We start from the raw sequence: 14806 nt of genomic DNA on the forward strand, positions 1-14806 counted from the left end.
AACCGCTTACGTTGTGCGTAAGCGGTTTTTTTTAATCACGCCACGAGAGCGTTTATGACTCGACTTTAGGCGGCTCGACTTCCAGTTTTTGCGCCGCAATGACCGCTTGTGTGCGCGAATGAACGCCCAGCTTGCGTAAAATCGCCGTCACATGAGCTTTAATCGTTGCTTCAGAAACGTTGAGCTCGTAGGCAATCTGCTTATTGAGCAGCCCCTCGGTTAGCATATTCAACACACGAAACTGCTGGGGCGTTAACGAAGCAATCGCTTCAGCAAAGCGCGACTCCTCTTCACTGGTCTCTTCCAACACGTTAGCCAACGCCTCTGGCAGCCAGACTTCACCCTGAAGAATTTCGCCTACCGCTTCAGCAATCAGCTGCAACGACGATGATTTAGGAATAAAGCCCGAAGCACCGTAGTCAATTGCCCGCCGCACGACGTAAGGTTCATCACTGCCCGACACCACCGCCACCGGAATATCCGGCATTTGGCCACGCAACTGAATGAGCCCTGAAAAGCCATGCGCACCTGGCATGTGCAAGTCCAGCAAGATCAGGTCGGCATCAGGATGGCGATTAACCACTTCCGTTGTGGCTTCCATGGTGTCGGCTTCGACAATCTCAGCCTGCGGGGCTAATTGGCGCAAGGCCTGAGTGAGCGCTGCACGAAACAGCGGATGGTCGTCTGCAACGATAAACTTATGGGCTACTGCCATGGATATTCCTCCGGTTCCTCGTGCAGCGGAAATACGTGCCGCTACGACGCTAGGCTCAAACGGTCAACGCATGGTACCCCAAGGTTTCTTCATGCCCAAGCATACCTGCATATTTTGTCATCATTATGTCACCCTTTTAAACGCAACAGTGCCGACCCTCTGGTCGGCACTACAACGCATAAGCGCAGCATGCTGCTATTTGCGCTCTTTTTGGCTGACACTCATCAACTTACGTAGCACTCATCACGCTTAAGCCACTGAGTAGTAAGCTACTATTGATTGGCTCGATGCTCAATCAATTCGTCAACCACTGAGGGGTCAGCCAGCGTGCTTGTGTCCCCCAGGCCATCACATTCGTTGGCCGCAATCTTGCGCAAGATACGCCGCATAATCTTGCCCGAGCGCGTTTTAGGCAGCCCCGGCGCCCATTGGATCACATCGGGGGAGGCAATAGGCCCAATATCTTTACGTACCCACTGGGTCAGCTCTTTCTTAAGCTCATCAGATGGCTCAATGCTATCGTTCAGTGTTACATAGATATAGATGCCCTGCCCCTTGATATCGTGGGGGAAACCTACCACCGCCGCTTCAGCCACCGCCGAGTGCGCAACCAGCGAGGACTCTATTTCTGCGGTGCCCATGCGATGGCCCGACACATTAAGCACGTCATCCACACGTCCGGTAATCCAGTAATAGCCATCTTCATCACGACGGCAGCCGTCGCCGGTGAAGTACATGCCATCGTAGGTGGAGAAGTAGGTCTGCACAAAGCGTTCGTGATCGCCCCAGATAGAGCGCGCCTGCCCCGGCCAGGAATCAAGGATCACCAGATTGCCTTCGGCGGCGCCTTCAAGCTGGTGGCCTTCGTTATCCACCAGGGCTGGTTGTACGCCAAAGAAGGGCAACGTGGCAGAGCCAGGTTTTAGATCCATTGCGCCGGGCAGCGGAGAAATCATGATGCCGCCGGTTTCCGTTTGCCACCAGGTATCCACAATCGGGCAGTTTTCGTTGCCAATCACCCGATAGAACCACTCCCAGGCTTCCGGGTTAATCGGCTCGCCTACCGAACCCAGCAGGCGCAGGCTGTCGCGTGAGCTGGTGCTCATCACGTTGTCACCATGGGCCATCAGGGCACGCACGGCAGTGGGCGCGGTGTACAGAATGTTGACCTTATGCTTATCAACAATTTCACCCAAGCGCCCGTGAGTCGGATAGCTGGGCACGCCTTCAAACATCAACGTGGTCGCACCGTTGGCAAGCGGCCCGTAGACGATATAGCTGTGTCCGGTCACCCAGCCCACATCCGCGCTACACCAATAGACCTCACCCTCCTGGTAATCAAACACATACTGGTGAGTCATGGCGGCGTAGGTAAGGTAGCCACCCGTCGTGTGCTTAAGGCCTTTAGGTGCACCTGTTGAGCCGGACGTATACAGGATAAACAACGGATCTTCGGCGCCCACCGGCTCGGCGTCGCACACCGCTTGTTGTCGATCAACCAATTCATCAAACCAGAGATCGCGGCCTTCTTTCCAGTCGATGTCACCGCCGGTACGTTTTACGACCAGTACGTTCTTGCAGACGTCGGTGCCTTCGCGGGTGAGTGCTGAATCGACGTTCTCCTTGAGCGGCACGTGTTTGCCACCACGCACTGACTCGTCGGCGGTAATAATCAGTTTGGAATCGGCACCAACAATCCGCTGGGCTACCGCATCGGGCGAAAAGCCACCAAAGACGACCGAGTGAACCGCACCAATCCGCGCACAAGCAAGCATTGCCATGGCCGCTTCAGGGATCATGGGCATGTACATCGTCACCGTATCGCCTTTCTCAACACCCAGCGATTTCAGGGCATTGGCCAATTGGCAGGTGCGCTCATGCAGTTCACGGTAGGTAATATGCTTGGATTCATCAGGATTATCGCCTTCCCAGATAATCGCCGTTTGATCGCCGCGCTGTTCAAGGTGCCGGTCAAGGCAGTTGGCACTCACGTTGAGTACGCCGTCCTCAAACCACCGAATATCCACATTATCCCGTTTAAATGAGGTGTTCTTGATGATGGTTGGCACTTTAATCCAATCAAGACGCTTGGCCTGCTCTGCCCAGAAACCTTCGGGATCATCCTTGGACTGCTGGTACATGGCCGTGAACTTTTCTTTATCGGCCCAGGCGTTGGCGGCGATAGCATCGCGCACCGGATAGACGTTTTGATGTTCGCTCATAGTTGCCTCATGTCCGTAGAAACGCACTCTCAATAGGAATGTAGTCGGTATTATTCTTTGTTGCCCCGACACCACTGAATGTTCCCCTAGCATAAACCTCCCTTAGGCGGCTTCCTCTTAGACATTGGTATTAACATTTTTTATTTAAAAAACAGCAACCTGGATGACTTTCAACGATTATCGTAAGCGATATAGACCAACGTCTCCTGGCAATGACGACAACGATAGCGGCGCCCCTTGTTAACTAGCGCATGACGCCTGGCCGTCAACAGGTGTTCACGGCAGGCGCACTGATAGCGGTAAGGTGCAGGCTGAGCCTTATGAACGTCGAAGCGGTGGGTAACGTGAGGGGCTAACCCAAACAAGTCCCGCATCACGGTTTTCCACTCTTGCCCGTGTGGTTTTAAGCGTCGCCCATCACGTAGATGAAACACCAGCCAATGCGCCATCTCATGCGGAATCACATCGTTAAAAAACGCAGTACGATTGTCACTAAGCAAAATAAAATTAAACCGCAGGCCACCGCGCCCCCAATGGGCTTGCCCCGCTGAAGCACCCTTTAAGTCAAACCATACGCGGGGCCGCGGCAACTGCGGATACACTTCCAGGCAGCGCTGCCACGCTTGCTCGACCCGGCTTAATGCCGCTTTTTGTAGCGCCTCGGGTGACAGCGCCGCCAATTCATCTTCCGGCCAAGGCGGCAGCGGCAATGTACCCGTTAGCGATGCGCCTATTAGTGATAAACTTGTCATTAATGAATGCCTAAATGATGGTTACCCATTAGTATCATTTTTTAAACGACCCAACTCATGAGGCTTGCTATGGCAGAGCGCCCCGACGATGCAAACGCGCCAGAGACTGTCCCTCCGCAGCCACTGCTGACCGATGAGCAGCTCGACAGGCTGGATGATTTCCTCGACTCAGACCAGGTCGATGAAGACGCGCTGGACGTGATCTCCGCCCACGGCTTTCTCGTGGCACTCGCGGTAGCCCCCAGCGAAGTATCACCGGCCCAGTGGCTCGTTGAGCTGTTTCAAGGCGAACCGCGCTATGCCGATGATAACGAGCGCAATGAAATTGTTAATCTGCTAACCCTGCTGCGCAACAATGCAATGGCCGTGCTGGAGCAAGGCGGGCTTCCTGAACTGCCTTTTGATTTAACCCTGGATGGGCTGCCTGCGGAAGAAACACCGATTGGCGACTGGTGCGCGGGCTTTATGGAAGGCGTCTTCAGCGATGAAAGCGCGTGGTTCCAGGAGGATGAAGAAGCCGCGGCAACACTGCTTTTGCCCTTTATGCTGCTTTCCGGGCTATTTGATGATGAGCCCGACATGGCCGAGATGGCAAGCGACACGGCACACCAGGAAAGCCTGGTCGCGCAATTGCCAGAGCTCGTGCTTGATTTGTATTTGCATTACCGCGTTCCACCGGAAACGCCCAAACCCAGGCCGCGCAAAAAAACGCCTGCCAAGAACCGCAAGCGTCGCTAAGTCAGTGTTCATTCAACCCGGTATCGTTACTTAAGCCGGGTAATCACTGAATCCAGCGTACCAAATATCCATTCAAAGGCGCGCTGCTTCCAGGAGCGCGCGGCCCACTCCTCGGCCAGCACTTCCTTGCTGGCCGAAAAATTACGCTCAAACATAGCGCGCACATCCTGAGCAAGCCGCTCGTCCATCACTTCCTGATTGGCCTCCAGGTTCCAGTGCAGATTCCAGTGATCGAAGTTACATGAGCCAATACTCACCCAGTCATCCGCGAGTACAAATTTGGCATGAATAAACGTCGGCTGGAATTCGTAAATGCGCACGCCCGCTTTAAGCATCGACTGATAAAAACGTTGTCCTGCGTAACGCACGCTGGGGTGGTCATGCTTCGCGCCGGGCAGCAAAAGGCGTACATCCACGCCCCGCTTTGCAGCCCGCGCCAAGCGACGGCGCAGTGTAAACGTAGGCACGAAATAGGGCGTACAGAGCCAAAGACGCCCTTGAACGCCATGCACCCGGCGATAAAGCGAGTGACGAATCGCCTGGTACCGGTAGCCTCGGCCCTGTATGGCTCGGCCGATTGCCCCGCCTTCAAACGCCTCTGCCTGGCGCTGTTGAGGAAGAGGCGCCGGAGGACGCTTATCCTCTGCGCGTGTTAAGCGCGAACGCCAGAGGGTGCGAAAAAGCATCTCCCAGTCGGCGATGACCGGGCCTTCAATACGCACGGCAATGTCGTACCATGCCTCTAAAAATTCATCGACGGCGCCAAACCCACCGGTAAAGGCTATTTGTCCATCGACCACTATAATTTTGCGGTGGTCACGACTAAGGTTCCGAGCCAGTGAGTGGAGCCCCACCGGATTGAAAAAGCGCAGCGCCACGCCCGCGTCAAGAAGCCGCTCGCGGTCGCTGCTAGCAAGCCCCTTGGAACCAAAGCCATCCAACAGCAGATACACCCTTACACCCCGCTGGGCTGCCGTTGTTAGTGCTTGTATCACCTGGTCAGCAAGCGCTCCCGACTCCATCAAGTAAAGCTCAACCAACACATAGTGATTGGCGTGGTTGATGGCTTCAAGCATGGCGGGTAGAAAGCGAGACGCCTCTGGCAGCAGGGTAAATCGATTGCCCGCATGCCATGTCAGGGGCTGATACTTCATAGCGCTCTGCTCCTGATGAAATACCTCGTTAATGCGTAATGGGTATCGACTCAACGATGAAGCGACTGCTTAACATAGAGATCATAGCGGCTGGTCTTTCCCTCCAACACATGCTGAGGCGCGGGGCCTGCAATCGGAGGGGCTTTACGGGGACGTTTTACCACCACCCGGTGTGTCGCTACCTCCAGAGCGGCTTCCAACAAACGCGGCGCATCATCGTCATCGCCCGCCAGTTCGCGAAACAGGCGCATCTCTTTTTTGACCAGCGCTGACTTTTCCCGATGCGGAAACATCGGGTCCAGGTGCACGACCTGTGGATCAAACGCGGCCTCGGTAACCAACGCTTCAAGCGACTGAGCCGCGTCGCCATGGCGCAAGGTCATGCGAGCGATGATATCAGCGATATCATGCGCTTTAGCGGCTCTCAGCAGGCCGTCTTCCAACAGCGCGGCAATCGCGCCGACACGCTCAACCAGCAGCACATGAGCGCCCAGTGCGGCCAGTACAAAGGCATCCCGCCCAAGCCCTGCCGTCGCATCGACAACGCTTGGCGTCACGCCTTTAGCAAGCCCGCACGCCTTGGCAACCAGTTGGCCTCGCCCACCGCCAAACTGACGCCGATGGGCTGCTTTACCTGCAGCAAAATCAACGCTTAGCGGTTTACCATAGCGTTTTTCATCCCCTGCCAGCACTAAACGTCCCTCGCAATACGTAAGCGCCAATCCTTCTGGGAGTACGGCCTTTTCAGGCAGGCTCATGCCGGCTTTTTCCAGGCAACGTTATTGCGCAAATACACCGGCTGAGCCAGATGCGCCGGCTGACCTAACCCTGCTGCTAAATCATCGGCACCCAACCAGGCCATTTCTTCAGCGCGAGGCTCCATATCAACCAGGTGCTGGCTCATGCTCACTTGCACCGTGGCTGCAAAGCGCTCCCAAAGCGTAAAACCTGAGCCTACGCCGACCCAGTCAGTTTCATCTTCAGGTAGTGAAAACGCTTCTGGGGCCAACACGGCTTCAGCTTGCTCCAGACTCACGCTATCGTTCAAACAGTGCCATGTGGCCGCGTAGATCTCGCCCATACGCGCATCCAGAGCAGTGACGATATAGCGAAAGTGAAAGCGCCGATGGGCCTGGAGAGCCAACGCTTTGAGCGTTGAGACGCCGAGTAATGGGCGGTCCAAACCAAAGGCCAGGCCTTGTGCCGTTCCGGTAGCGATTCTCAGCCCGGTAAATGAGCCCGGCCCTTGTCCAAAGGCAATGGCGTCGAGCGCCGCCGGTGTAATCTGCGCTTGCGCTAACAGCTCGTCCACCATCGGCATTAACCGCCGAGTATGCGCACGCGGCGTCATCTCGTAGCGCGCTAGACATTCGCGGTCAGCGCCGTTCTGACGTAGCAGTGCTACCGAGCAGGCGCTGGATGAGGCATCTAGCGCAAGAAGGTGTAACGACATAGCAATTCCGCACTCGTGATAAGTAGTCGAACATTATACCTTTAGTGCGCCCATACGACGATGGCCCGCGCTTGGCGGGCCATCGGCTTAGCGAGCATCGTTTAATCAGCCAAGGGCTTCTTTTACCTGGCGCGTAATATCGGCAACGCTGCCTACGCCTTCAACACGGTGGTACTGGGGCGCTGCTTCAGCGTCCTTGTTTGCCCACTGCTGGTAGTAATCCACCAGCGGTGCCGTTTGATCGTGATAAACCGACAAGCGGTTACGCACGGTTGATTCCTGGTCATCTTCACGCTGAATAAGCTGCTCGCCCGTTACATCGTCTTTGCCAGGCTCTTTAGGCGGATTATGATCGACGTGGTAAACACGCCCGGACGCCGGGTGAACGCGGCGACCCGCCAAGCGGTTGACAATTTCTTCATCCGGGACAGCGATCTCAAGCACGTGGTCAATCTTCACGCCCCCCTCTTTCATGGCATCGGCCTGAGGGATGGTCCGCGGGAACCCGTCAAACAGGAACCCGTTCTCGCAATCTGGCTGGCTGATACGCTCTTTCACCAAGTCAATAATGATCTGATCGGACACCAGGCCACCACTGTTCATTATCTCTTTAACTTTTAGCCCCAGCTCGGTGCCGTCTTTGATTGCCGCGCGTAGCATATCCCCGGTGGAAATCTGAGGAATCTTGAACTGCTCGCAAATATATTGAGCTTGAGTCCCTTTCCCCGCGCCGGGGGCACCCAACAGGATTAAACGCATGGCCACTGCTCCTTGAAAGTAAAACGCAATAAAATGAATTAACCGACAATAACCGGGCCACTCATGCGGCACAACTCCCCAAAAGCCTGAGAAGGGTATTTTTGTAAGATTTTTTTAAATAAAACAGCCAAGTGATGCACGCCAGGCGCACCGGCCGCCTCGTTTGAAGTGCTAAACGCAAACGGCGCCCATCACTGGGCGCCGTTGACTAAACCTAATTTGCAGCTATTTTCTCATATACTGCTGCGTGAATTGCCGTGATACCGCATCAAACGGCGCCACGACAATCCACATCATGCCGATAACCTGATTACAGCAACAAGCGGCGAATATCGGTCAACACATCCGCCAGGAATGCCGTGAAACGCGCAGCATCCGCACCGTTAATTGCCCGGTGATCATAGGAAAGCGACAGCGGCATCATCAAGCGCGGTTGGAAGGCACCGCCATCCCAAACCGGCTTCATTTGGGCTTTGGAAACACCCAAAATAGCTACCTCAGGCGCATTCACGATCGGCGTAAACGCCGTGCCACCAATCGAACCCAGGCTCGAAATAGTGAAACAGCCACCGGTCATCTCTTCCCGCTTGAGCTTCTTGGTTTGTGCCTTTTTACCCAGCTCTGCCATATCCTTGGCAATCTCGATCAAGGACTTCTTATCGGCATCACGCAGTACCGGCACCATCAAGCCATCAGGGGTATCAACAGCAATACCGATATGAACGTAGTTCTTCCATACCAGCGTTTCGCCGTCGCCTTTTAAGCTGACGTTAAACTGCGGGAACTTACGCAGCGCAAAAGCACACGCTTTCACCAGGAAGGGCAGCGGGGTTAACTTGGCACCCTGCGCTTCGGCTTCGGCTTTCATCGACTTACGGAAGTTCTCAAGCTCGGTGATATCCGCTTCGTCAAACTGGGTCACGTGGGGCACGTTGAGCCAGCTACGATGCAGGTTGGTCGCACCCATTTTCAACAGGCGACCCATCGGCTTCTCTTCTACTTCACCGAACTGGCTGAAGTCGACTTCCGGAATCGGCGGAATACCGGCGCCACCCGTGGCGGCAGCTGCTCCGCCCGATGCTTGCGCCTTGCCCTGGTTCGCAATGACCTGCTTCACATAGGCCTGAACGTCCTCTTTGAGCACGCGCTCTTTGGGGCCGCTGGGCTTAACCAGGCCAATGTCGACGCCAAACTCGCGGGCCAGCATACGCACGGCTGGGCCTGCGTGTACCAACTTGCCATCACGCGGCTTGTGCGCGGCCATTTGCGCTTCAGGGCTGGGCGTACCGCCTACGGTTGATGCGCTCTGCTTGGCAGTGCTCTTCTCAGCGGTTTTCTGAGCAGTCTCCTTCTTCGGCGCTGGCTTGGAAGCGGCTTTCTTCGCGCCCGCTACTTCCATATAACCAATAATATCGCCTTCAGAAACGGTATCACCCTCTTTAACGGTCAGCTCAAGGAGCTTGCCTTTATAGGGGCTGGGAACATCCATGGAGGCTTTATCAGACTCCAGCGTGATCAACGGATCTTCTTCGCTGATCTCATCGCCTACTGCCACACCGATTTCAATAATCGGTACGTCGGTAGAGCCGGAAATATCCGGAACGCGGATCTCCTTGCGCTCTGGCTCGCCGCTGGCCGCGTCGTCTTCGCTGTCGTCGCTGCGGGTATCTTCAGGCTCGCTGCTGGAGGCGCTCGCCTCTTCCTCAGCAGGCGCTTCATCGTCGGCCTCGTCGCTACCTTCACCTTCGATTTCCATCTGGCCGATAACATCGCCTTCAGAAACCGTGTCGCCTTCTTTAACGGTAAACGCGACAATTTTGCCGGTATGCGGGCTCGGCACATCCATGGAGGCTTTATCAGACTCCAGGGTGATCAGCGTATCTTCAGCATCGATACTATCGCCTTCACTCACCGCAACTTCGATGATCTCAACGTTGTCAGAGCCGCCTAGGTCCGGCACCTTGATATCCACGGTTTGCTTACCGCCACCGGATTTCCTGGCGCTTTTCTGCTCGGCCTTGGGCTTCTCTTCGGCCGCAGGGGCTTCTTTCTGCTCAGGTTCGGACGCTTGCTTGTCGTCCTCTTCCTCGGCATCGCCGCCGCCTTCCGCTTCCAGCTCAACGATATCGTCACCTTCGGAAACGGTATCGCCTTCTTTAACCAGCACTTTAACGACTTTACCGCCCTTCGGGGCCGGGATATCCATGCTGGCTTTATCAGACTCCAGCGTGATCAGGGTGTCTTCCGCTGCAATGACGTCGCCTTCCGACACCGCGATCTCGATGATTTCGACACCTTCGCTACCGCCGATGTCGGGCACTTTGATGATTTCGCTACTCAAGGTCGCGCTCCTTTCAAATCGGATCGAGCCGGCGGGTACTTAACCCGCCGGGCAGCGGTTTAGCTGGTCAGCGGGTTCGGCTTGTTAGCGTCGATGCCATATTTGTTCATGGCTTCGCCAACCTGCTTACGTTCAATCTCGCCACGCTCAGCCAGTGCTCGCAGGGCCGCTACAACAACGAAGTAACGATCCACCTCGAAGAAGTAACGCAGCTTCTTACGCGTGTCCGAACGACCATAGCCATCGGTACCCAGAACAGTATAGTCGCCTGGTACCCATGCACGGACCTGATCCGCATAGAGCTTCATGTAGTCCGTCGAAGCAATGACCGGACCGTCACGGCCTTCCAGACATTTCGTCACGTGCGGCTTATTGGCCTCAGCGTCCGGATTCAGGAAGGATTCACGCTCAAGCAGCAGCGCTTCACGACGCAGTTCGTTAAAGCTGGTCACGCTCCAGATATCAGCGCCAACACCCCAGTCTTGTTCGAGCAGCTCAGCGGCGGCTTCCACTTCACGCAGAATGGTGCCAGACCCCATCAGCTGAACGCGGCCCTTGTCGCCCTTCGTCTCACGCAGCAGGTACATGCCTTTGACGATATCGTCGACCGGTACGTTTTCAAGCTCCGGATGCTCATAGTTCTCGTTCATCACGGTCAGATAGTAGAAGCAGTTCTCTTTATCAGTGAACATGCGCTTCAAACCATCCTGAACGATGACAGCGACTTCGTGACCGTACGTGGGGTCGTAGCTACGGCAGTTAGGAATGGTCGACGCCTGGATTAAGCTGTGGCCATCCTGGTGCTGCAAACCTTCGCCATTAAGCGTCGTACGCCCGGCGGTACCACCGACCATAAAGCCACGTGCCTGCAGGTCACCTGCGGCCCAAGCCAAGTCGCCAATGCGCTGGAAGCCAAACATCGAGTAGTAGATGTAGAACGGCAACAGCGTCAGGTGGTTATTGCTGTAAGACGTGGCAGCCGCCATCCACGCGGACATCGCGCCGGCTTCCGTAATACCTTCTTCGAGAACCTGACCTTTCTGGTCCTCGCGGTAGTACATGATTTGGCCTTTATCCATCGGCTCATACTTCTGGCCTTCGGCGGTATAAATGCCGAGCTGACGGAACATACCTTCCATACCGAAGGTACGCGCTTCATCAGGGATAATCGGAACGACCAGCTTGCCAAGCTTCTTGTCTTTAACCAAGCCATTGAGCACGCGCACAAAGGACATGGTGGTCGATACTTCACGACCTTTTGAACCGACCATTTGCGTGGCGAAGGTTTTGTCTTCAAGCGTGGGGATTTCCAACGCTTCAAAATCACTTTTGCGGCTCGGCAGGTAGCCGTTTAAACGCTCGCGTTGCAAGTGCATATACTTAAGCTCGGGCGAATCATCTTCCGGCTTGTAGTAAGGCACTTCCTTGAGCTGCTCATCGGAAAGCGGAATACCGAAGCGGTCGCGGAAGGTCCGCAGTGCTTCGTACTCCATGCTTTTCACCTGGTGCGCTTCGTTGGCTGCTTCGCCATCGCCGCTACCCATACCGTAACCTTTTACCGTATGCGCCAGAATAACCGTCGGCTTACCGTTAGTGGAGTTAACGGCTTCATGGTAGGCCGCATAGACCTTGAACGGGTCGTGGCCACCGCGATTGAGCTTCCAGATATCATCATCGGAAAGATCTTTAACCATTTCTTCGGTTTCAGGATACTTACCAAAGAAGTGCTCACGGGTGTAAGAGCCGCCGTTAGCCTTGTAGTTCTGGTACTCACCGTCGACCGCTTCATCCATACGTTTTTGAAGGACGCCTTTACTATCCTTCTCAAACAACGGATCCCAGTGACGACCCCAAACGACTTTAATTACGTTCCAACCGGCACCGCGGAAAACGCCTTCAAACTCGTCCATAACGCGAGAGTTACCGCGTACAGGGCCGTCCAGACGCTGCAAGTTACAGTTGATAACGAAGATCAGGTTATCCAGGTTCTCACGACCTGCCAGTGAGATGGCACCCAAGGATTCCGGCTCATCACACTCGCCATCGCCCATGAAACACCAGATCTTGCGATCGTACATGTCTTTCATTTCACGATGATGCAGGTACTTCATCACGTGGGCCTGGTAGATCGCCTGGATTGGGCCAAGGCCCATGGAGACGGTCGGGAACTGCCAGTAATCCGGCATCAGCCAAGGGTGCGGATACGATGACAAGCCATCGCCATCTACTTCCTGACGGAATCTATCCATCTGATCTTCAGACAGACGACCTTCCAGGAAGGAGCGTGCGTAAATGCCCGGCGCTACGTGACCCTGGATGTAGATCAGGTCGCCAGCGAAGTCATCTTTAGGCGCACGGAAGAAGTGGTTAAAGCCCACATCATAAAGGGTTGCCGATGACATAAAGCTGGCAATGTGGCCGCCAAGCCCGGGGTTGGCCCGGTTATTACGAATGACCTGGGCGATCGCGTTGTAGCGAATCAAGGAGCGAATGCGCCGCTCCATGAACAGATCACCAGGCATCCGCGCTTCACGATGCAGCGGAATCGTGTTGCGGTGCGGGGTTGTCACCGAGAAGGGCACCTTCATCCCATCCCGGCGCAATCGATCCGCCAGGCGGGTCATCAGGTAACGGGCGCGATCTTCGCCCTCACGATCCAGCACCGATTCCAGGGATTCCAGCCACTCCGTGGTTTCGACCGGATCGAGATCTTCTCTTGTCTCCAGACTCATAGAGGTCTCTCCGAATGACGATAAATGACATGAGCCCCGCCAACCCGTACGGGTTTGGGGCAGCTGCGGTGATTGATGGCCACCGCAGAAAAGCATTTGCGCGGTAACGCTAATGTTTTTTTAGCTCTATATTCAACGAGCTACAGACCACTGAATGTAGTAAAGCTACATAAATGTCGTAAAAGTTAGCCTTTTGTATGTAGGAAGATACCGCAAAGTCGCCACGCTGCCAATTCCGGAGTAGTGGAAAAGCGTATCGAAAACAAACTATTGCACTGCAACATAGACGCTTCGACAGTGCTTCCTATTACTCTTTATGCGTAGGCAGTGTAGCTAAACTACCGTTTTATTTTCTTGTCGTTGAACAACTTAATCGCTCTTTTTAAAGCGTATCAAGGTGGGTTTTCGCCAAACACTGGTAAAAGTAGGCCCAATCAAAGGCGGGCCCTGGGTCCGTTTTACGCAGCGGCGCGATATGCGCATGGCCCGTCATTCGTGACGCATCAAGCGCTGGGTAACGAATCATTAACCACTGAGTGACTTCTGCCAGTGCGTGGTACTGAGCCTTGGTAAAGGGCGTTATGTCATCACCTTCCAACTCAATGCCCAGTGAAAAGTCATTCAACGTCTGCCGCCACTGCATGGCGTGGCCATCCCACCAGCGTGAACGCCCAGCGTGCCAAGCGCGCTGATCCGTATTCACGAACTGCACGCACTCACCATCACGCCGGATAAGCAGATGCGCTGAAACGCGCAAATGGGCAATCTCGGCAAAAAAGGGGTGCTGGTCCATTGCCAGTTGATTAGTGAACAGCGCCTCTATCGCATCACCACTAAATTGCCCAGGAGGTAAGCTGATCGCATGCAGTACCAATAACGATACGTCATCAGTAGGTCGCGCATCATAATTGGGCGAGTCAACCCTGCGCGCCCTGCCCCACCAGCCGTCGTGTGTCTGGTCATTAATCACCCACAAAGTCTCCTTTACGTCGCGCTCTTTTCACTGCTCTCATTAGCGGCCCTCTTTTACTATAATGCCGGTCTCATTTGATCATGCCCAGAGAGCTCACCGCCATGAATAACCAAAATGCGCTAGCTGAAGAGATCAGCACCTGCGTGACTCGCCTGCTTAACGAAGATATAGGCTCAGGCGATATTACTGCCCAGCTAATTCCCGAGGACCAGTGGGCAACGGCGACGGTGATTACCCGTGAGTCTGCGGTGCTGTGTGGGACTGCGTGGGTCGATGAAATTTTTCAGCAGTTGGATGCGCGCGTCACGCTTCGCTGGCTAGCCGCTGACGGTGACTTGCTGGATGAAGGCCAAGGCTTTTTGGAACTGGAAGGCCCGGCACGTAGTTTGTTAACCGGGGAGCGCGCGGCGCTCAACATGTTACAAACGCTGTCTGCCACGGCAACCACAACGCGCCGCTACGTCAACTTGATTGAGGGTACCGGCGTTCGCCTGCTCGATACCCGCAAAACGCTTCCCGGCCTGCGTTTGGCGCAGAAATACGCCGTTACGTGCGGCGGAGGCCACAATCATCGAATAGGTCTTTGGGATGCATTCTTAATCAAGGAGAACCACATTTCGGCATGCGGCGGCATCAAGGCCGCGGTGAGTCAGGCAAGGGCACTTGCCAGGGATGTGCTGGTAGAGGTGGAAGTGGAGACCTTTGAAGAGCTTGACCAGGCATTGGCGGCCGGAGCTGACATCATCATGCTGGATAATTTCGCACTTGAAGATTTGTACGTAGCAGTCGAACTGAACGGCGGGCGCGCCACGCTTGAGGCCTCAGGCAATGTCGATGCGGCTACACTCAAAGCGATTGCCGATACGGGGATCGACTGTATTTCCAGCGGCGCGCTGACCAAAGATATCCAATCAATTGATCTTTCCATGCGAATTACCCGCAGCTATAGCGTATAGCCAGGCTCAGC

12 protein-coding genes are annotated in these 14806 nt (G+C 55.0%); 2 read left to right on the plus strand and 10 right to left on the minus strand.

What is annotated here, in order from left to right; translation table 11 throughout:
• Positions 1–52 precede the first annotated feature (52 nt).
• From ACT3TY_RS06450 to ACT3TY_RS06460, 3 genes are all read right to left on the minus strand, one after another.
• On the minus strand, positions 53–715 hold the full coding sequence (locus ACT3TY_RS06450; RefSeq protein ID WP_016916171.1) for a LuxR C-terminal-related transcriptional regulator: 663 nt from the start codon (positions 713–715) through the stop codon (positions 53–55).
• 272 nt (positions 716–987) lie between these two features.
• Entirely contained in the window at positions 988–2937 is a 1950-nt protein-coding gene (gene acs / locus ACT3TY_RS06455) for an acetate--CoA ligase (protein WP_172117419.1), read from the minus strand.
• A gap of 170 nt (positions 2938–3107) precedes the next feature.
• Positions 3108–3689, minus strand: a complete 582-nt coding sequence (locus ACT3TY_RS06460) for a SprT family zinc-dependent metalloprotease (protein ID WP_172117418.1) — start codon at positions 3687–3689, stop codon at positions 3108–3110.
• A 69-nt stretch (positions 3690–3758) separates the two neighbouring features.
• Here ACT3TY_RS06460 and ACT3TY_RS06465 point away from each other — a divergent pair, with 69 nt between their 5' ends.
• Positions 3759–4427 carry a YecA/YgfB family protein gene (locus ACT3TY_RS06465; RefSeq protein WP_444627687.1) on the plus strand — a complete coding sequence of 223 codons (669 nt, stop codon included), beginning with the start codon at positions 3759–3761 and terminating at the stop codon, positions 4425–4427.
• 26 nt (positions 4428–4453) lie between these two features.
• Here the strand turns inward: ACT3TY_RS06465 and ACT3TY_RS06470 are convergent, their stop codons facing one another.
• The 7 genes from ACT3TY_RS06470 to ampD form a co-directional block, all read right to left on the minus strand.
• Positions 4454–5581: a phospholipase D-like domain-containing protein gene (locus ACT3TY_RS06470; RefSeq protein WP_444627689.1), complete on the minus strand. Its 1128-nt coding sequence runs from the start codon at positions 5579–5581 to the stop codon at positions 4454–4456.
• A gap of 50 nt (positions 5582–5631) precedes the next feature.
• Positions 5632–6339 carry a class I SAM-dependent methyltransferase gene (locus tag ACT3TY_RS06475; RefSeq protein ID WP_441677230.1) on the minus strand — a complete coding sequence of 236 codons (708 nt, stop codon included), beginning with the start codon at positions 6337–6339 and terminating at the stop codon, positions 5632–5634.
• Positions 6336–7034 (minus strand): tRNA (adenosine(37)-N6)-threonylcarbamoyltransferase complex dimerization subunit type 1 TsaB, encoded by a 699-nt coding sequence (tsaB, locus tag ACT3TY_RS06480; RefSeq protein ID WP_444621509.1) that lies wholly within the window; start codon positions 7032–7034, stop codon positions 6336–6338. The genes ACT3TY_RS06475 and tsaB overlap by 4 nt, the downstream gene beginning before the upstream one ends.
• A gap of 105 nt (positions 7035–7139) precedes the next feature.
• Entirely contained in the window at positions 7140–7793 is a 654-nt protein-coding gene (adk, locus tag ACT3TY_RS06485; RefSeq protein ID WP_172117413.1) for an adenylate kinase, read from the minus strand.
• A gap of 310 nt (positions 7794–8103) precedes the next feature.
• Complete coding sequence (aceF, locus tag ACT3TY_RS06490) at positions 8104–10134, minus strand: pyruvate dehydrogenase complex dihydrolipoyllysine-residue acetyltransferase (protein WP_444621508.1); 2031 nt, start codon at positions 10132–10134, stop codon at positions 8104–8106.
• Between the two features lie 59 nt (positions 10135–10193).
• On the minus strand, positions 10194–12866 hold the full coding sequence (aceE, locus tag ACT3TY_RS06495; protein ID WP_444621507.1) for a pyruvate dehydrogenase (acetyl-transferring), homodimeric type: 2673 nt from the start codon (positions 12864–12866) through the stop codon (positions 10194–10196).
• Positions 12867–13248: 382 nt separating this feature from the next.
• Complete coding sequence (gene ampD / locus ACT3TY_RS06500; RefSeq protein WP_444627701.1) at positions 13249–13833, minus strand: 1,6-anhydro-N-acetylmuramyl-L-alanine amidase AmpD; 585 nt, start codon at positions 13831–13833, stop codon at positions 13249–13251.
• 107 nt (positions 13834–13940) lie between these two features.
• Between ampD and nadC the strand changes: the two genes are divergently transcribed.
• Positions 13941–14795 carry a carboxylating nicotinate-nucleotide diphosphorylase gene (gene nadC, locus ACT3TY_RS06505; protein WP_444627690.1) on the plus strand — a complete coding sequence of 285 codons (855 nt, stop codon included), beginning with the start codon at positions 13941–13943 and terminating at the stop codon, positions 14793–14795.
• Positions 14796–14806 lie beyond the last annotated feature (11 nt).

Source organism: Halomonas sp. AOP22-C1-8 (assembly GCF_052378905.1).
In the GTDB taxonomy this organism is placed as follows: Bacteria; Pseudomonadota; Gammaproteobacteria; order Pseudomonadales; family Halomonadaceae; genus Vreelandella; species Vreelandella citrativorans.

Bases quoted from the DNA above. Each gene is read 5' to 3' on its own strand.
- ACT3TY_RS06450 (WP_016916171.1), bottom strand. From the start codon at position 715: ATGGCAGTAGCCCATAAGTTTATCGTTGCAGACGACCATCCGCTGTTT.
- acs (WP_172117419.1), bottom strand. From the start codon at position 2,937: ATGAGCGAACATCAAAACGTCTATCCGGTGCGCGATGCTATCGCCGCC.
- ACT3TY_RS06460 (WP_172117418.1), bottom strand. From the start codon at position 3,689: ATGACAAGTTTATCACTAATAGGCGCATCGCTAACGGGTACATTGCCG.
- ACT3TY_RS06465 (WP_444627687.1), top strand. From the start codon at position 3,759: ATGGCAGAGCGCCCCGACGATGCAAACGCGCCAGAGACTGTCCCTCCG.
- ACT3TY_RS06470 (WP_444627689.1), bottom strand. From the start codon at position 5,581: ATGAAGTATCAGCCCCTGACATGGCATGCGGGCAATCGATTTACCCTG.
- ACT3TY_RS06475 (WP_441677230.1), bottom strand. From the start codon at position 6,339: ATGAGCCTGCCTGAAAAGGCCGTACTCCCAGAAGGATTGGCGCTTACG.
- tsaB (WP_444621509.1), bottom strand. From the start codon at position 7,034: ATGTCGTTACACCTTCTTGCGCTAGATGCCTCATCCAGCGCCTGCTCG.
- adk (WP_172117413.1), bottom strand. From the start codon at position 7,793: ATGCGTTTAATCCTGTTGGGTGCCCCCGGCGCGGGGAAAGGGACTCAA.
- aceE (WP_444621507.1), bottom strand. From the start codon at position 12,866: ATGAGTCTGGAGACAAGAGAAGATCTCGATCCGGTCGAAACCACGGAG.
- nadC (WP_444627690.1), top strand. From the start codon at position 13,941: ATGAATAACCAAAATGCGCTAGCTGAAGAGATCAGCACCTGCGTGACT.